This window comes from Thiohalocapsa sp. ML1, from assembly GCF_001469165.1.
Lineage (GTDB): Bacteria > Pseudomonadota > Gammaproteobacteria > Chromatiales > Chromatiaceae > Thiohalocapsa.
Map to the genome: position 1 here is coordinate 59019 of NZ_JABX01000024.1, position 16661 is coordinate 75679.

Here is a 16661-nt window from a genome sequence, read left to right on the forward strand (position 1 = left end):
TTCTTCGCGTGGCCGACGGGCCCCCGCTGTTCATGCGCTCATCATGTGCTCAATCGCGCACCGTCAATACCGGAATCCTGGACTTGCGCAAGATCTTCTCCGCGGTCGAGCCGACGAACAGTTTCTCCAGGCCGGCGCGGCCTTGCGTGCCCATCACGATCAGATCGGCCTTGACCTTGTCGGCGCAGCGCAGGATCTCCTCGCTGGCGCGCCCCATCTGGACCTCGGTCTCGTAGTCCAGGCCGTCGAAGTTGCGCTTGGCGAAACGCCGCATCTCATCGACCGCGTGCGTCTCGACCTCGCGGATCAGCGAGTCGATGACCTCGGCCGACAGGTAGCGGGCCTGCGGGTCGGTGAACTGGTTGACCACGTGCAGCACCACCAGCCGCGCGCCGCAGGCCTGTGCCAGGGTCCGCGCCGTGGTGCAGGCGCGCTCGGACCCGGCAGAGTAGTCGGTGGCGAACAGAATGGTTTTGATCTCGCTCATCCCATCCCTCCCGTCTCGGGGGTTCTGGCAGCGGCCGCCGTCGCGCCCGGCCGCACGTCCCGCTGCAGCCACCAGACCAGGGCGACCAGGGCCAGGCCGGCGACGTCGGTGACCAGGGTCGGCCAGTACAGCAGGAAGGTGGCCGCGCCAAGTATCGCCCACTCGTGCATCAGCGTGCGCCGGCGCAAAAAGCCCATGGCGAAGGCGCCGAAGGCGATGGTACCCAGGGTCGCCGACATGAAGGCGGAGAAGATCTCAAACGGCGTGCCGTCGAGCAGGATCGCCGGCACGTAGGCGAACAGGAGCGGCATCACGTAGAGCATCTTCGCGAAGCGGAACGCGGTCCAGCCGGTCTTCCACGGGTCGGAGCCGGCGATGGCCGCGCCGGCATAGGCCGCGACGCACACCGGCGGTGTGATGTTGGAGTCCTGCGACAGCCAGTAGACGATCATGTGCGCCGCGATCGCCGCCACGCCGAACTCGCCCAGCGCCGGCACCGCCAGCACCGCGACGATCAGGTAGGAGGCGGTGACCGGCACCCCCATGCCCAGCACCAGCGAGGCGATTGCGATCAGGACCAGGGCCAGCAGCAGGTTGCCGCCGGCCATCGAGATGATCAGGTCGGAGAACTTGAGCCCCATGCCGGTCAGCGAGATGACGCCGACGATGACCCCGATCACGCCGACCGTGGCGCCGATCACCAGGGTGTTGCGCGCACCGAGCTGGATCGCCCCCCAGATCGCGCGCGGGCCCATGCGGGTTTCGCGATTGACCCAGCTCACCGCGATGCACGACAGCGTTGCCCAGAACGCCGCGTTGCCGGGCGAACGACCCATCAGCATCAGCGCCGTGATGATCACCAGCGGCAGGGCGTAGTACCAACCCTGGCGCAGCACCGGGCGCCAATGCGGTATCTCCTCGCCCGGGATGCCGACCAGGCCGGCCTTTTTGGCCTCGAAGTGGACCATGAAGAACACCGCGAGGAAGTACAGCATCGCGGGCCCCACCGACAGCAGCATGATCTGCGCGTAGGGGGTGCCGGTCAGCTCGGCCATCAGGAAGCCGCCGGCGCCCATGATCGGCGGCAGGAACATGCCGCCGATCGATGCCGCCGGCTCGATCGCCCCGGCCACGTGCGGCTTGAAACCGGCGCGCTTCATCATCGGAATGGTGAAGGCGCCGGACGAGACCGTGTTGGCGATGGCGCTGCCCGACACCGACCCGAACAGGGCCGAGGACATGACCGCCACCTTGGCCGGGCCGCCGGTGGAGCGCCCGGTCAGCGCCAGCGGCAGGTCGATGAAGAAGCGCCCGGCGCCGGACTTCTGCAGGAAGGCACCGAAGAAGATGAACAGGATCACGTAGGTCGCCAGCACGCTGGCCATGACCCCGAACACGCCGTTGGTGGTGATGAACAGCGCCGTGGCCAGGCGCTCCACGCTGAAGCCGCGATGCGCGAACAGCTCGGGCAGGTAGGGCCCGAACAGGCCGAAGCACAGCATGCCGATCCCGATCAGGGTGATGGACCAGCCCAGTACCCGGCGGCAGACCTCGAGCGACAGCAGCAGGCCGACGATGCTGATCAGCTTGTCGAGCTGGTTCTCGGCCCCGGCGCGGTAGTTCAGCGCGGCAAACTGGCTGATCCAGTACAGCACCGCCACGGCGATGGCGATTGCCATGAGCACGTCGCTCGGGGTCGGTGCCTGCGGGAAGCGGCGCGCCAGCCAGAGGTCCAGCGGCACCAGCACCAGAGCCAATGGGACGACCAGCAGCAGGGTAATGCGCAGGTCGCCGAAGTCGTTGGCCCAGGCGGCGGCGAGGCCGTCGTACTCCCAGGTCTCGCGGAACAGCGTGATCTGGTCGTAGAAGGCCGTCGGCGAGTCGAACACCAGATAGCTGCTGGCCAGCACGGCGAGCAGCCCGGCCGCGATCAGCGACATCCAGAACAGGGCCAGGCGGCTGCCGGCCGGGTACAGGATGAAGATCATCACAAAGGTGATGAGCACGTAGACGCCGAGGTGGTACTGCGTCTCCAGCGCCTGCACGCCGGCGCCGTAGAAGTAGATCAGCACCATGGCGGCACCGAGCAGCGCCGTCAGCCAGCGCCATGGCCCGGCCAGCCGGCGCTCGGCGCGGGCGTCCTTCTGCATCAGCTCCTGGACCTTCTTGCGGTCCTGCTCGTCGAGCGACGCGAGAGACATATCAGGCTCGGTCATGTGCGCTCCTGTCGATCAGCGAAGCTCGCGGTGCGTCGCGCCCGCCAAGGCCGATGCACATGCGATCGCCGGCCGGCTGCGGGGAAGCTCCGGCCTGATTTTTGGCAAGGATAGCCGAATCACCGGTTTGCGATGCGGTAATGAAGAGGCTCGCGCAGAGGCGCAGAGGCGCGAAGGGAAGCAAGGATTCCTGGATCATCGGCACCGCGGGCGCCGCGCCTCACTGGGACCGCCGGCTTTCAGCCGGCCCGCCGCCGGCGCGGCTCACTGGGACCGCCGGCTTTCCAGCCGGCCCGCCGTCGGCGCGGCTCACTGGGACCGCCGGCTTTCCAGCCGGCCCGCCGTCGGCGCGGCTCACTGGGACCGCCGGCTTTCAGCCGGCCCGCCGCCGGCGCGGCCACCGGGACTGCCGGCTTTCAGCCGGCCCGCCGGCGGCGCGGCCACCGGGACTGCCGGCTTTCAGCCGGCCCGCCGGCGGAGTCTGCGACACGCTCGTCTAACCACCGGACGCAGTGCTGCGCGTCTCGCTTTGCGGATCGCGCGCCGGGGGCATTGAGCCCCCGGCGCGCGAAAGCCGGCTGGAAAGCCGGCGCTCCCAGTAGCCGGCTGGAAAGCCGGCGCTCCCAGTAGCCGGCTGGAAAGCCGGCGGTCCCAGTGGCCGGCTGGAAAGCCGGCGCTCCCAGTGGCCGGGGCCCGGTGGGTTTCAGCGATGGCCGGCGCTGCCGAAGGGCCAATCTTGGGCGCGCTCGACGAGCCGGGCCTTGACGGGATTCTGCTCGATGTAGCGCACCACCGCGGCCAGGTGGGCATCGTCACGGATGTAGCGGTCGTAGTAGTCCCGGTGCCAGAAAGCACCCGTGCGGCCGAGCTGGGCGTTTGCCTCGCGGGCCGTGAAGCCTTTCCAGGACTGCAGGACCCCGGGGAGCGGGAAGCCCGACACGGTCTCGATCAGCGCGTGCACGTGATTGGGCATGACCACCCAAGCCAACAGGCGGTAGCGCGTCCCGTCGAAGTGCAGCAGGGCGTTCTGCACCAGGGTTGCGATCTCCGGGCGGCGCAGCCAGCAGGCGCCGTGGCCCGCGTCCAGGTAGCGCTCGATGCGGCGATAGCGCTCCGCGTCGTCGTCCGGGGTTTCGGCGCAAATCCAGCGCAGTGCCGCAGCCGGCAGGGAGTCGCCCAAGTGGAAGGTCACGAACTGGACCAGCCCGGGCTGATCCAGATGGGGCGGATAGCCGCGGGAGTGCCAGCCCTTGGGCTCTGTCATCGGGTTCGCTCCCTATCATTCCGGTGCTGAACCGGGATCGCCTGCTTTCCAGCCGGCCTCGCGCGCCGGCAGGCTCGATGCCCCGCTGCGTGATCTGCGGTGCGTGGTGCATGGTACCGCGGCCACCGCCGGGGCGGGCGCACGGCGGACGCCGCCGGCGCGGCCACCGGGACCGCCGGCTTTCCAGCCGGCTCGCCGTCGGCGCGGCCACTGGGACCGCCGGCTTTCCAGCCGGCTCGCCGTCGGCGCGGCTCGATGCCGCGCCGGCGGCGTCTGCGGCGCGGTCGTCTCATCATCGGCCGCAGTGCCTGCATCACACCCCGGGATCGCGCGCCGGGGGCATTGAGCCCCCGGCGCGCGAAAGCCGGCTGGAAAGCCGGCGCTCCCAGTAGCCGGCTGGAAAGCCGGCGCTCCCAGTAGCCGGCTGGAAAGCCGGCGCTCCCAGTAGCCGGCTGGAAAGCCGGCGCTCCCAGTAGCCGGCTGGAAAGCCGGCGGTCCCAGTGGCCGGCTGGAAAGGCCGGCGCTCCGAGCTGTTCAGATCCGTTTCGAGCAGGCGCATTGACCCCGCCGACAACTCGGGCGTATAACCCCGCCCGCACTGGGTGTCTTTCCCATCGCCCGCTCGGGACATCGCCGACACCCGCTCTAGGACCGTCCCAGTCACCAACCGCCCAGTCACCACAGGAGCAGCGGCTATGGCCTTGGTCGTTCCCGGCGTCGAGATTCGCGTCATCAAGGAGCTGGTTCCGCGCCGCGCGGGTGCCACCGGCATCCTCGGCATCGTCGGCCATACCGAGATCGACCGCTCCGCGGAGCCCCTGCAGGGCTTCGCGAGCCTGCAGGCCTTTGCGGAGCACTTCGGTGCCGGCACCCTGACGGCCATGCCGGAGGTGCCGCTGGCGTTTCAGAACGGCGTGCGCGAGGTCATCTGCGCCGGGCTGCCGAAGGGCCAGGGCCGCCCCGCTGTCGCCGCCATGCAGGTGCGCGCCGCCGACGGCACCGGCAGCGAGGCCGTCGTCCAGGCCAGGTGCAACGGCCCCGCCGGCAACCGCATCGGGCTCGCCATTGCCGTGCGCGGCAACGGCGGCGCGCCCATCATCGACGTGCAGACCCTGCTCGACGGCGAGCCCGCCGAGCCGCCGCTGCGCAACCTCTCCGCCGATCGGCACGAGCCGGCCTTCTTCGCCTACGCCGTCAACCGCAGCTCGCGGCTGTTGTACTTCCCGGGTCTGCCGGAGCCGGGGTCGATGTACCCGCCCGTCGGCAGCACGCTCACGCCCGTGGTGGACAGCGACGGCAGCCGTCGGCTGGTGCTCAACGGCGGCACCGAGGCGGCCATCGACGCCTTCGGCGCCGGCCTGGCGCGGCTGGAAACCCAGCCCGGCATCGACCTGGTGACGGTCTCCCAACGCGCCCCGGATGCACGCATCGCCACCGCCATCTACAGCCGCGTCATCAGCCATTGCGAGCACATGAGCGCCATCGCCCGCAACCGCATCGGCTTCGGCGAGATCCCGGCGCACGGCCGCAATCGCCCGAACATGGCCGCCGTCGCCGAGATGGCCGGCACGCTGGTGTCGGACCGCTTCGTGCTCGTGGCCCCGCACGGCTACCTGGGCGCCGTCGCCGGGCGGGTCGCGGCGCTGGACTATTTCGAGAGCCCCACCTTCAAGAGCCTGCGCGGCGTGGTCGAGCTGAGCTTCGACTTCTCCGACCCCGACCTCGAGAAACTGCTCCAGGCCGGCGTCATGCCCGTGGACCGGGTGCCCCGGCGCGGCATCGCGATGGTGCGCGGCATCACCACCGACAACGATCAGGTCAGCGTCCGGCGCATCGCCGACCGCGCCGTGCGGCATGTGCAGAACATCGCCCAGGACTTCATCGGCCGACTCAATACCCAGGCCCAGCGCCTGGCGCTGAAGCAGCTCCTGATCAGCGCCATGGACAACATGGCCCAGCTCGGCGCGCTGGTGCCCATGGGCGACACCCCGCCCTACCAGGTAGACGTGGAGTCGAGCCCCAGCGACTTCAGCCAGGGCGTGGTGCGGGTGCACATCGCCGTGCGCCCGGTCCGCGCCATCGACTACATCAGCGCCACCGTGCTGGTGCAGGCCACCTGACGCGGACGCCCGCGACCTCGCGCCCTGGCGCCCTGGCGCACAGACCGGCCTTAACCCGATCCGCATCACCGGAGCCCGCCGATGCCGAAGATCCTCTCCGCCAACCGTGCCAATGTCCTGGTGGACGGCGAGCCCGTGGAAGGGCTGCAGGAGATCGCCTACAAGAGCCAGACGCCCTATGCCGACGTCGCCGCCATCGGCGCCCGCAACCGCATCGGCGTCGTGTTCGGCACCACCAGCGTCACCGGCTCGCTGCGCATCCGCTCCCTCAGCGAGCGCCTGGACGCGCTGCTGACGAGCCAGGCGCCGTTCCAGATCTTCGTCTCCGTCAACGACGCCGGCGACGAGGTGCTGAGCGAGCTGTCTTTCAACGAGTGCTACCTGCACGGCAAGAGCCACGTGATGGGCGCCGGCAACGTCGCCGAGACCCTGTACGAGTTCAGCGCCACGGCCGTCGCCGGCTGAGCCGTCCGCTGCGGCGCCCGCGCGCCCCCCGGACCAACACCGCCCATGCCCCCGTCATCGCCCCCGTCATCGCCCCCGCGCAACCACGAGCCCGGCACCATGGACGCCATCACCACCGCCGACGGTCGCCACTGCCGGGTCGAGCTGCCCGCCTGGGGGCGCTGGCTCGACCTGCTCGACGAGGCCGGCGACGGCGCCGATGCCCAGCGCCTGCTCGGCGCCTGGCTGCGGGCCTGCGTGCGCGTCGCGCACCCGGGCCAAGCCGCCGGCCCCGCAACGGCGCGCGCCGACACCGACACCTGGCTGCCCCTGACGCCGGCGGCCATCGCCGAGCTGCCCGCGGCCGGCGCGGACACCCTGGCCGAGCTGGCGCTGGCGGCGCTGGCGGAGCAGCGCCGGGCGCTCGCCCTGCACACCCGGCCGGACCCGCGCGGCCTGCTGCTCGGCGGCAACGGCATCGCGCCCCTGCTGCTCTGCCCCTGGACCTTCGGCGAGCGCGCCCGGGTGCTGCGCGCCTGCCTGCGGCTGCGCGGCGCGGACGTGGACATCGACCACGCCCGCTTCGAGCGCGCCCAGGTACTCTGCTGCGCGCGGCCGGTGCCGGACGCCGACGGCCCGCTCACCGCCGAGGCCATCGACGCCTGGCCCATCCCGCTCGGCGAGGCCGTTACCGGCGCCTTGCAACAGCTCAACGAGCCCGCCGCCGACGAGGCCGAGGTGCTGCGTCGCTGCGCCGACGCGGGGCTCGCGCACCCGGACCTGGACCTGGCCGAGTGCTGCCGCGTGTTCGGCTGGACGCCCGCGCAGGCGGAGGCCCTGCCCGCGGCCCAGTTGCACCGGCTGCTGCTGGCCCAGCGGCTGCTCGACAGCGCCGCCGCCCGGCCCGCGCCCGGCAGCGACGCCGACAACTTAGCGGACGTCACCCGCATCCTGGTGCGCGATGCCTGAGCACGCCGACACCGGGGGCCGGCCGCAGATCGGCGCCGCCGTGCGGGTCCGCCGCCGCGGCGGCGCGCTGCCGGCGCGCACGACACGCGGGCTCACGCTGCTGCTGCTGCCGCGGCTCGCCGAGCGCGCCCGCCGGCTCGGCGGCGGCGTCGCGCAGCACGACGCCGACGGCACCGACCCGGCCGCGTCGGACCTGGCGCACGCCATCGCCGCCGCGGCCCCGCCCGGCAGCGCCATGCCGGCGGCTGCCGGCGTCCGCGCCGACGCGGCAGCGCCGGCCGCGCCGCGCACCGAGCGCGCCGCGGACGCCCCGGCGGCGGCCATCGCGATACAGGCGCTCGCCCCAGATCAGCCCGAGCCGGTCCGTCTGCCGCTGCCCGGCGCCGTGCAGCAGCGCGTGGCCCTGCATGACACCGCCGCCCCGCCCGCGCCCGCCGCCGACCGGCTCGCGGCGGCGCTGCACGCGGCCGGCGTCGCGCTCGCACGCAGCACCGTTGCGCATCGCCCGGACCCCGGCCCGGGCCGGCCGCCAACCGGGCGAGCGCCGCAGCGGCCGGACGCCGGCGCACAGCCCAGCCCGCTCACGGCGCCCGAAGGGCTCAGGCTCCAGCGCGGAGCCCGCATTGCGCCGGATGGCGGCCCCATCGCACCGAGCGCGCCGTCGCCGACCCCGGCGCCGCGGCTCACCCCCGGCCGGCCAGCCCCGGCCGCAGGCGGCGCAGCCTACCCGGTCGCAGCTCCCCTTCACGCCGACGCCGCCGAGACCGCGGCCAACCCGCATCCCGCCGCCGGCCACGGACATCCGGCAGCGCCCGGCGCCGCCGGGCCGGCCGGCGTGCCGGGCGCACTCACGCAGCTCCAGGCCGCGGCACTGGCGCGGCGCGCGCTCAGAGCCCGGCAACTGCCGGGGCAGTCGGCCACGGCAGCGCCCGGCCCGGCACCGACAGCCGCCGCGCCCGCACCGACGGGCACGGCGCTCGCCTGGCCGCCCGCGGCGCGCGCCGAGCCCGGCCCGGCCGCGCTCGACCAAGCCCTCTGCGTCAGCGGCGCCGCCGGCGACGAGCTCGGCGCGCTGCGCGGGCAATTGCTCGCGCTGCTGCGCCGCGAGGCCGAGCTGCACGGCATCTGCTTGTGGGAACGCTGATGGGAACGCTGATGGGAACGCTGCTGGGAACGCTGAGGGCACCGGCATGAGCGAAGCGGTGGTGTTGGGCGAACTGGAGCTGGGCACGGTCACCGAGCTCGTCGTCCGCGAGCGGCGCAAGCTCGCCCGCCACCCCATCCCGGGCTGGGATGGCGACCTGGTGCAGGATCTCGGCAGCGCCGCGGTGGAGATTCGCATCCGCGGGCTCGATCACGGCACCGCCGCGGACCCCGACGCCGCCCCCGGCGCCGTGCTTGCGGCCCTGCGCGCGGCGGCCGCCGCCGGCGCGCCGCTGGACTTCACGGCATCGGCGGCCATCGCCGCGCAGGTGGAGCAGGTGCTGATCGGCGAGCTGCGGGTCGCGCAGCAGGCCGGCGTGCAGGACTGCTTCCATTACGAGCTGGCCTGCGTGCAGTACGTCGAGCCGCCGCCGCCGCAGGTGGGCGGCTTCGATGCCGGCTTTCTGGACGCACTCGGCGCCGCCGCCGATGCCGCCGCCCTGGCCGACGCCGGCGCCCTGGTGGGCGAGCTCGGCGACCGCGCCGCCGCGGCATCCCGGGCCGTGCAGGCGGGCCTCGAGGCCATCGACGAGATCGCCGACGTCATCGCCGGCGCCCAAGCCCTGGCGCCGCTGCTCGGCGCCGCCGGCGACCTGATCGCCGTGGGCGGCTGGTCCGGCTGACCGGTCACCGCGAACAGATCCTCCCCAACGCCCCTCCCGACGACACCCGCCAACCAAGCCCAGATCAAGGAGCACTTCATGACCACCGGTACCGAGCTCAGAGACGCCCTGCCCGCCAAGCTCAAGAACGACGTCCTGCCCGCCATCGACGAGCTGGTGCGGGTCCTTGGCGGCGACACGCCCAATGCCTTCGTCCCGGCGACGGTCTTTCCCGCCACCGAGGTGGCGGACCCGGCGGCACACGCGGCCCAGATCGCCAGCGCCATGACCATTGCCCCCATCGACAGCGACATCACGACCAACATGACCAAGCTGCTCGAGGGCGTCCCCGGCACCGACGCCGTGACCGCGGCGCTCGACGAGGCCATCGCCTGGATCAATGAGCAGCTCACAACGGTCTCCTCCATCGGCGGCAACGTGCAGGAGCGCATCGACGCCTGGAACAAGCTCAACACCGAAAACGCGGGGCGCTACGACGACCCGAACAAGCTCGGCTTCATCCCCGCCATCGAGGGCATCATCAACTCGGTGGCGAACACCAAAGCAGACGCGGACGACCTCATCGGGCCCATCGAAGACGCCATCGCCCTGCTGATGGCGGTGGGCGCGACCACCATCTTCACCGCCTACGCCACGGGCGCGCTGCAGATGCTGAGCCGGGCGCGCAGCGGCTGAGCCGGTATGGGGCCGCGCCTTGTGGTTGGCTGCGACGGGCCGGTGGACCCGCTGCCGGTCATCGCCTGCCGCATCGAGCGCCGGCTCAACTGGCCGGTGGGCGGCGCCCTGCTGCTACTGCCGCCCGGCGTGGCCGTGCCGGCGCGCGGCGCCGCGGTGCGCTGCGACGCGAGCGGGGCGCACGCCGTGCAGCGCGTCTTCAGCGGCTATGTGCACGCGGTGAGCCGCGGGCCCACGGGCACGCTGCTCGACTGCCAGGAGCCCGCCCGCGCGCTGGCCGGCGGCCACCGCGACGCGAGCTGGGAGGCCACCACCGCCGATGCCGTCGTGCGCGAGCTGGCCGCCGCCGCGGACGTGCCGGTGGGCGACCTGGCCCCCGGCGCCGCCCTGCCCCAGTTCACGATGCTGCGCGAGCGCTCGCCGCTGGCGCACTGCCTGCAGCTCGCCGAGCTCTCCGGCTGCGATTGCTGGACCGATGCCGACGGCCGCCTGCAGATGCGCCCGCCGCTGCCCGCCCCGGGCGCGCTGGTGCTGGACGCCGCCCGCGCCACCGCGCGTCTGGCCGCCGAGCAGGCCGGCACGCCGCCCGCCGCGCGCGTGGTGGGCGCCGGCGCGCTCGGCAGCGCCGGCCCGGGCACCGAGCGCTGGCCGGTGCGCGAGCCGCCCGCCGCGGGGCCCGCCGAGGCCGCCTGCCGGCTCGCCGATGCCGCCATCACCGGCCTCGCCGACGCCGAGCGGGCGCAGCAGGGGCGCTCGCAGCGGCTCGCGGAGTCCGCCGCGCACCTGGATCTCACGCTGGCGGAGGTACTGGCGCTGGATCTGCATCAAGTGGTCACCGTCGCCGGGCTCGCCGGTGTCAACGGCCCGGCGCGCGTCGGCGCGCTCGGGCTGCGCTCCGACGGCGTGCACGGCCTGCGGCTGGACCTGCGGCTGTGGCGACTCGGCCCATGAGCAGCGCCCCGTTCCCGTTCCGCGCCGCCCCGGCGCCCGTCGCCGGCACCGATGCTGCGGCTGCGGCAGACACCCTGCCTGCGGCACCGACGGCCCAGCAGGCCCCGGGCGATCTGCTGGCGCTGCTGCGTGCGCTGATCCGCCACGAGCTCGACGCCCGCCCCGGCTCCGCGCTGGCCGTGGTGGACGCGGTGCGCCACAAGGCCGGCGACGACGGCCCGGCCAACTACGACTGCAGCCTGCACCTGCACGGCCGCCCGGACGCCCGCTTCCGCCATGTGCCGATCTGCACCGGCCACCGCGGCAGCGTCGCGACCCCGCGCGCGGGCGACGTGGTGCTGCTCCAGTTCGTCGGCGGCGACCCGCAGCGCCCGGTCATCGTCGGCCGGCTCTACGACGACCAACTGCGCGCGCCCGACTTCGGCCCCGAGGCGCTGTGCTGCCTGCTGCCGCCGGACGCCCCGCCCGCCGAGCGCATCGATCTGCGCGCGAGCGCCGCCGACGGCCGCCGCCTGGAGGTGTTGCTGGCGGACGACGTCCGCGTCGTCGTCGCCGACGGCCGCATCGAGCTCAGCCACGGCGCGCGGCGCGTGCTGCTCGACGCCGAGGACGGCAGCACCCGGCTCGCCGCTGGCGGCGCCAGCGTGCGCCTCGGCGACGACGGCAACCTGACCATCGCCGCCGACGGCGACCTGACCCTGGAGGCCGGCGGCAACGTTACGCTGAAGGCCGGCGCCAACCTCGATCTCGGCGCCGGCGGCAACGCCAAGCTCACCGGCGCGAAGGTCGATATCAACTGACCCTGCGCCCGGTCCCGACCGGCCCCCGCACCGACCCCATCCAACGCGACCAGGACCAGCCCATGGGCATGCCCGCCGCCAAGGCCAACGACCAAGTGCTCGCCACCGACACGCACATCGTGCTGCTGCCGCCCTACGCGACGCCGACGCCGCTGCCGCACCCCTTCAACGGGCTGCTGGATGGCGGCCTCGCCGGCAACGTCAACATCATGGGTCAGGCGGCCGCCACCGTGAACAGCACCGCCGGCGCCCAGCCGCCGCACCTGCCGCAGGGCGGCCCCTTTCAGCGCCCGCCCGGCAACACCGCGCAGGTCCTGCTCGGCAGCCTGACCGTGTCCATCGGCGGCCAGCCGGCGGCGCGCCAGGGCGACCCGGCGCTCACCTGCAACGACCCGGCGGACCTGCCCGGCGGCACGGTGCTGGCCGCCGGCACCGTGTTCATCGGCTGAGCCGCAACCGGGGCCAAGGCATGTCCAACGCCATTGATCTTCGCATCGACCACCGCGACAACGCCGCCGGTGTCATCGACCTGGCCCTGCGCCCGGTGCCGCTGACCCCGGCCGAGCGCGGCGCGCGGCCCGACGCCCTGCTGCACGATCTGGACACCCTCGACGGCCGCGACCTGCTGGCGCAGGCGGTCTGGCTGCGGCTGGCCATCCCCCGGGGCGAGCTGGCGCACTTGGGCCACCCTGACTTCGGCAGCCGGCTGCATCGGCTCATCGGCCGGCGCATGAGCGCGGCGACCCTGGCGCTGGCCGAGGCCTACGTGCGCGAGGCGCTGCGCCGCGAGCCGCTCATCGCCGGCATCACGGCGCTCAGCATCACCGGCGACCCGCTCACCAGCCGGCTCGACATCGCCGTGCAGGTGCAGCCCGCGGCGGGCGCGCCGCTCGACCTCGCGCTGACCCTCGCGCTGGACGGAGCACCGCCGGCATGAACCCACCCGGCGGCGAGCGCCCCTACCAGGACATCGTCAACCACCTGCTGGACCTGCTGGAGCAGGGCGGGCGCATCACCGACCGGCGCCCCGGCAGCGTCGTGCGCACCCTGGTGGAGGCCTTCGCCCGCGAGCTCACCGAGACCTACGGGCGCATCGGCGCGCTCTACCGCCACGGCTTCATCGACACCGCCGAGGACCAGGCGCTCGATGCGCTCGTCGCCCTGCTCGACGTGACGCGCCGGCGCGGCAGCGCGGCCTACGGCGTCGCGGTGTTCCGCCGCGACCCGCGCGTCGCCGGCGCCATCCACATCGCCCGCGACACCCAGCTCACCGCCGTCAGCGCCGCCACCGACAAGCGCGTGCAGTACCGCACCGCCGCCGCCGAGATCCTGAGCGTCGGCCGCGACGAGGCGAGCGTGTCCATCGTCGCGGACATCCCGCAGGACGCCGCCGACGCGGACGCGTTCCTGCTCGGTGCCGACGACCTGCGGGATCTCGACGTGCTGCTGGCGGTGCCGCTGGCGGGCATCGCCGGCGTGCGCATACCCGAGCCCACCGCACTGCGCGGCAGCAACGAGTCCGACGCGCAACTGCGCGCGCGCACCAAGGGCCTGCTCGCCGCCGCCGGCGGCGGCACCGCCGCGGCGCTGCGCCAGGCGATCCTGGCGGTGCCGACGGTGAGCGCCGTCGAGCTGCGCGACCAGGCCCAAGATGCGTCGCTGCGCCCGGGCGAGCTGGCCGTGGTGGTGGACGGCGACCTGTCGCGCCCGGACGTGCTCGCGGCGCTGGAGCGCGCCATCGCCGAGGCCAAGGCGCCGGGCATCGCGGTGCGCCTCGAGAGCATCGACGAGCAGCCGCTGCGGCTCACACTGCACCTGCTGCCGGAGCAGACGCAGCCGTCGCCGGACGAGCGCACCCGGCTGCTCGGCGACACCGAGCGCCGCGTGCGCGCCCACTGCGACGCCCTCGCGGTGGGCGAGGGCCTGGTCTGGAACCGGCTGCTCGCCGAGATCCTGGCCGTTCCCGGCCTGCGCGACCTGGACCTGGCCCGCTCCGAGCTCGCGCTGCTCGATGCCGACGGCACCTGGCAGTCGCAGGCCCCGGCCAACCTCCCCGGCCAGGCCCAGCGCCGGCTGCTGCTGCGCGCCGGCTGCGACGGGCTGCGGATCACGCTCGGCAGCGAGACGCCGCTCTACGTGCACTTCACGCTCGGCGTCGCCGCCGCGGCGCCCGCCAACCGCCAGGCCGTGGAGCGCAGCCTCACCGAGGCCTTTTGCGCCGCGCTGGCCGCCATCGCCGCCGCCACCGACCCGGCCGCGCGCGCGCTGCGCCCGGCCGACCTGTTCGCGACGCTGAGCGCGCAGGTGGCCGACCTCGGCGGCGCCCCGGAGTCGGACTTCGCGCTCACCATCACCGACGCCGCCAGCGGCCTGCGGGCCGTGCGCGGCGCCGCCGACGCGCCGGTGGCGCTGGCGCCGCACGAGCTGCCGGTGGCCGACGGCGAGCCGCCGCTGATCCGGTGGCAGCCGGCGGCGCCCTGATGGCCGCGCCGGCAACAACGCGCGGCGCGGGGCGCCCGGACAGCGCCAAGCCGGTGCAGCGCTTCCTGCCGGAGGCCTATCGCAAGGGCGGCCGAGGCACGGCGCTGTACGCGCTGACCCGCGCGCTGGCGCGCGCCCTGGCGCGGCTCGACCGCGATCTGGAAGCGGCGCTGAAGGCGCATTACCTCGACCAGCTCCAGGACCTCGAAGACGCCGCCCGGCTCGGCGCGCTGCTCGACGAGGCGCCGTGGCGCGACGAGACCCTGCCCGCCTTCCGCCGCCGGCTGCGCCGCTACGCCGCGCTGGTGCTGGCGGGCGGTGCCAACGCCGTGCGGCTGCTGGAGCTGGTGGCGCTGGCCACCGGCGCCGAGGTGCGCGAGCGCTTCGGCCCGCGCCAGGCCGCCCTGCACACGCTGCCGACCGGCACGGACGCGTACGCCGACCGTTTCACCGTCGCCGCGGTGCTGGAGAAGCCCCTGCCTGCACCCGACCCGTTGCCGGCCGCAGGCGCCGACACCGCGGCCCAGAGCGCGCCCGTGCTGCCGGCCCCCGCCGTCTTCATCGCGAGGGTCGAGGATCAGCCGCTGCAGGACTTCACCGAGCGGGTCGAGCCCGGCCCGGACGGGCGGCTGAGCTGGATTGTGTTCAACGAGGCGCCGTTCGCACCGCCAGACGCCTTCCTGCCCGACGCCTTCCTGCCCGACGCCTTCCTGCCCGACGCCTTTGGGCAGGACGGCGGTGCGCCCGTGGCGGACCACCCGCGGCTCACCATCACCGCCGGTGCCGCGCCGCTGGCGGCGCCGGTGCTGGTGCAGCACGAGGCGCGCCGGGCGGTGCTGATCAACCGGGTGCTGCCGCCCGGCTGCGTGCTGGAGCTGGACCTGACCGACCCGGCCGCCCCCGCGCTGCTGGAGCACAGCCCGCCGGACATGCGCAGCATGGCGGGTCCGGTCGGCGCGACCGATGCGCAAGGCAACGCCGAGCCGCTCTATTTCGGCACCGCCGCGATCCTGGATCTGAGCCGCTTCGCCGCGCCGGCCGGGCTGCCGCCGCACTGGGGCCGCTGGTACCCGGCCGCGGCGATTGCGCCGGTGGCGGACCTCGCGGCCGCGGCCCTCGCCCCCGCAGCGCCCGCGCCGGCACGGCTGCCTTGGCCGCCGCTGCTGCCGCTCGGGCGCAGCGGCTGGAGCCTGCTCGCCGCGGATTGGTGCGCCGCGGCGGGGCCGGTGCCCATCGAGCGGCTGCGCTTCCGCCACACCGCCGCCAACGCCCCGGCCGCGGTGGCGCTGCATTGGCGCGGGCGCCTGCCCGGCACCTTCACGGTGCGCTTCGAGCGTCGCTGGTGCTCCCCGGCCGGCGCCGCGGCCCTGCCGGAGCGGGTGCAATGGCTGGAGGCGCGCATCCGCCGCCTCGTCCCCGCCGGCAGCGTCTACCTGCCGCCGGAGCGGCTCGCGGAGCCGTGCCAAGACGCCTGCGGCACGCCGCCGGCGCCCGCGACCCCGAGCGATCCCGTGGTGGACGACGGCCCGGCTGCCGACACGGGCATTGCCGCCGGCGTCGGCACCGACACGGCAGCCGCGCCCGAGACCGCCGACCCGGCGTCCGCGACCGGCCGGCACCGCATCGACGCGCGCTCCGGACTCGCGCCCGCCGACGCCCTGCACTTGCACCGCGAGCGGGCCGCAGCGGCGGACCACGACGAGGACGCGCTGCAAGCCGTCGGCGACGGCAGCCTGGCCGGTCGCGCCACACTGGCCTTGAGCGACCGCATCGACATCGAGCGCATCGCGCCCGGCAACCCGGGCGGCCTCGCCGTCGACGAGCCCCTCGGGCTCGGCGATCGGCTGAGCCTGATCCGCCGCGGCGCCGACGGTCGCTCGCTGACCCTTGCCGAGCGGCTGTCGCCCGGCGATGCATTGGCATTCGACAAGCGCAGGAGAGACGAGTCATGAACCTTGCCGCGCTCTATCCCACGGGCGAGCTCCGCTTCGAGATCCGCAACCCGGACGGCAGCGTGCGCGCGCGCGGCCGCACCCCGAACCGGGTGCTCGCCGCCGGCCGTGCCCATGTCGCCGCGAGCCTGGCCGGCGAGGTCGGCAACCAGCGCATCGCCATCGTCGTCGGCAAGGACCCGAGCAGCCCGGAGGACGACAGCCTGCGGGCGCTGCTCGCCCAGGTGGCGGAGCTGGAGGCCGAGAAGGCCGGCACCGACGGCGAGCGCCTGGTGGTGCAGGCCGCCTGGGTGGCCGACGCGCCGCAGACCCTGGGCGAGTCCGGCGTTGTGCTGACCTACGAGCAGAGCGGCTCGCGCAAAAAGCACCAGCTCCTCTACAACCGCGCCGTGCTGGACCCGGTTGAAGCCATCGAGGCGGGCGAGACGGTGACCCTGACCTGGACGCTCTCCTTCGGCCGCCACGACGCCTGATGC

General features: G+C 74.2%; 16 protein-coding genes. 13 read left to right on the top strand and 3 right to left on the bottom strand.

The genetic code is table 11. From position 1 onward, the window contains the following. Positions 1-49: 49 nt before the first annotated feature. The 3 genes from ML01_RS15845 to ML01_RS15855 form a co-directional block, all read right to left on the bottom strand. Positions 50-487, bottom strand: coding sequence for a universal stress protein (locus ML01_RS15845; protein WP_058556375.1), 438 nt, complete (start codon positions 485-487; stop codon positions 50-52). Beyond that, positions 484-2703: a TRAP transporter fused permease subunit gene (locus tag ML01_RS15850; protein ID WP_058556376.1), complete on the bottom strand. Its 2220-nt coding sequence runs from the start codon at positions 2701-2703 to the stop codon at positions 484-486. The genes ML01_RS15845 and ML01_RS15850 overlap by 4 nt, the downstream gene beginning before the upstream one ends. Positions 2704-3406: 703 nt before the next feature. After that, a complete protein-coding gene (locus tag ML01_RS15855) occupies positions 3407-3967 on the bottom strand; it encodes a transposase (RefSeq protein WP_058556377.1) in 561 nt (186 codons plus the stop codon). A 695-nt stretch (positions 3968-4662) separates the two neighbouring features. Here ML01_RS15855 and ML01_RS15860 point away from each other — a divergent pair. The 13 genes from ML01_RS15860 to ML01_RS28865 all read left to right on the top strand — a co-directional run bounded on the left by ML01_RS15860 (position 4663) and on the right by ML01_RS28865 (position 16658). Continuing rightward, complete coding sequence (locus ML01_RS15860) at positions 4663-6087, top strand: phage tail sheath subtilisin-like domain-containing protein (protein ID WP_058556378.1); 1425 nt, start codon at positions 4663-4665, stop codon at positions 6085-6087. An 81-nt stretch (positions 6088-6168) separates the two neighbouring features. Then, on the top strand, positions 6169-6552 hold the full coding sequence (locus tag ML01_RS15865) for a hypothetical protein (RefSeq protein WP_058556379.1): 384 nt from the start codon (positions 6169-6171) through the stop codon (positions 6550-6552). A 99-nt stretch (positions 6553-6651) separates the two neighbouring features. Further along, complete coding sequence (locus tag ML01_RS15870; protein WP_058556380.1) at positions 6652-7500, top strand: hypothetical protein; 849 nt, start codon at positions 6652-6654, stop codon at positions 7498-7500. Continuing rightward, positions 7493-8644 carry a hypothetical protein gene (locus ML01_RS15875; protein WP_058556381.1) on the top strand — a complete coding sequence of 384 codons (1152 nt, stop codon included), beginning with the start codon at positions 7493-7495 and terminating at the stop codon, positions 8642-8644. Before ML01_RS15870 ends, ML01_RS15875 begins: the two co-directional genes overlap by 8 nt. 46 nt (positions 8645-8690) lie before the next feature. Then, positions 8691-9326, top strand: coding sequence for a hypothetical protein (locus tag ML01_RS28860; RefSeq protein WP_058556382.1), 636 nt, complete (start codon positions 8691-8693; stop codon positions 9324-9326). Positions 9327-9404: 78 nt separating this feature from the next. Beyond that, positions 9405-10001 carry a hypothetical protein gene (locus ML01_RS15885; protein ID WP_058556383.1) on the top strand — a complete coding sequence of 199 codons (597 nt, stop codon included), beginning with the start codon at positions 9405-9407 and terminating at the stop codon, positions 9999-10001. Between the two features lie 6 nt (positions 10002-10007). Beyond that, positions 10008-10952: a hypothetical protein gene (locus ML01_RS15890; RefSeq protein ID WP_058556384.1), complete on the top strand. Its 945-nt coding sequence runs from the start codon at positions 10008-10010 to the stop codon at positions 10950-10952. Further along, positions 10949-11752, top strand: coding sequence for a phage baseplate assembly protein V (locus ML01_RS15895; protein WP_058556385.1), 804 nt, complete (start codon positions 10949-10951; stop codon positions 11750-11752). The genes ML01_RS15890 and ML01_RS15895 overlap by 4 nt, the downstream gene beginning before the upstream one ends. Before the next feature lie 62 nt (positions 11753-11814). Then, positions 11815-12201, top strand: a complete 387-nt coding sequence (locus ML01_RS15900; protein WP_058556386.1) for a PAAR domain-containing protein — start codon at positions 11815-11817, stop codon at positions 12199-12201. A 20-nt stretch (positions 12202-12221) separates the two neighbouring features. Further along, positions 12222-12689 carry a hypothetical protein gene (locus tag ML01_RS15905; protein ID WP_058556387.1) on the top strand — a complete coding sequence of 156 codons (468 nt, stop codon included), beginning with the start codon at positions 12222-12224 and terminating at the stop codon, positions 12687-12689. Beyond that, positions 12686-14233, top strand: coding sequence for a hypothetical protein (locus ML01_RS15910; RefSeq protein ID WP_058556388.1), 1548 nt, complete (start codon positions 12686-12688; stop codon positions 14231-14233). Before ML01_RS15905 ends, ML01_RS15910 begins: the two co-directional genes overlap by 4 nt. Then, complete coding sequence (locus ML01_RS15915; protein ID WP_156427764.1) at positions 14233-16185, top strand: hypothetical protein; 1953 nt, start codon at positions 14233-14235, stop codon at positions 16183-16185. Before ML01_RS15910 ends, ML01_RS15915 begins: the two co-directional genes overlap by 1 nt. Next, complete coding sequence (locus tag ML01_RS28865) at positions 16182-16658, top strand: hypothetical protein (protein ID WP_058556390.1); 477 nt, start codon at positions 16182-16184, stop codon at positions 16656-16658. Before ML01_RS15915 ends, ML01_RS28865 begins: the two co-directional genes overlap by 4 nt. Positions 16659-16661 lie beyond the last annotated feature (3 nt).

Coding starts and splice junctions, on each gene's coding strand:
- ML01_RS28865 (WP_058556390.1), top strand. CDS start 16,182: ATGAACCTTGCCGCGCTCTATCCCACGGGCGAGCTCCGCTTCGAGATC.
- ML01_RS15875 (WP_058556381.1), top strand. CDS start 7,493: ATGCCTGAGCACGCCGACACCGGGGGCCGGCCGCAGATCGGCGCCGCC.
- ML01_RS15845 (WP_058556375.1), bottom strand. CDS start 487: ATGAGCGAGATCAAAACCATTCTGTTCGCCACCGACTACTCTGCCGGG.
- ML01_RS15895 (WP_058556385.1), top strand. CDS start 10,949: ATGAGCAGCGCCCCGTTCCCGTTCCGCGCCGCCCCGGCGCCCGTCGCC.
- ML01_RS15870 (WP_058556380.1), top strand. CDS start 6,652: ATGGACGCCATCACCACCGCCGACGGTCGCCACTGCCGGGTCGAGCTG.
- ML01_RS28860 (WP_058556382.1), top strand. CDS start 8,691: ATGAGCGAAGCGGTGGTGTTGGGCGAACTGGAGCTGGGCACGGTCACC.
- ML01_RS15865 (WP_058556379.1), top strand. CDS start 6,169: ATGCCGAAGATCCTCTCCGCCAACCGTGCCAATGTCCTGGTGGACGGC.
- ML01_RS15905 (WP_058556387.1), top strand. CDS start 12,222: ATGTCCAACGCCATTGATCTTCGCATCGACCACCGCGACAACGCCGCC.
- ML01_RS15885 (WP_058556383.1), top strand. CDS start 9,405: ATGACCACCGGTACCGAGCTCAGAGACGCCCTGCCCGCCAAGCTCAAG.
- ML01_RS15910 (WP_058556388.1), top strand. CDS start 12,686: ATGAACCCACCCGGCGGCGAGCGCCCCTACCAGGACATCGTCAACCAC.
- ML01_RS15850 (WP_058556376.1), bottom strand. CDS start 2,703: ATGACCGAGCCTGATATGTCTCTCGCGTCGCTCGACGAGCAGGACCGC.
- ML01_RS15915 (WP_156427764.1), top strand. CDS start 14,233: ATGGCCGCGCCGGCAACAACGCGCGGCGCGGGGCGCCCGGACAGCGCC.
- ML01_RS15860 (WP_058556378.1), top strand. CDS start 4,663: ATGGCCTTGGTCGTTCCCGGCGTCGAGATTCGCGTCATCAAGGAGCTG.
- ML01_RS15900 (WP_058556386.1), top strand. CDS start 11,815: ATGGGCATGCCCGCCGCCAAGGCCAACGACCAAGTGCTCGCCACCGAC.
- ML01_RS15890 (WP_058556384.1), top strand. CDS start 10,008: ATGGGGCCGCGCCTTGTGGTTGGCTGCGACGGGCCGGTGGACCCGCTG.
- ML01_RS15855 (WP_058556377.1), bottom strand. CDS start 3,967: ATGACAGAGCCCAAGGGCTGGCACTCCCGCGGCTATCCGCCCCATCTG.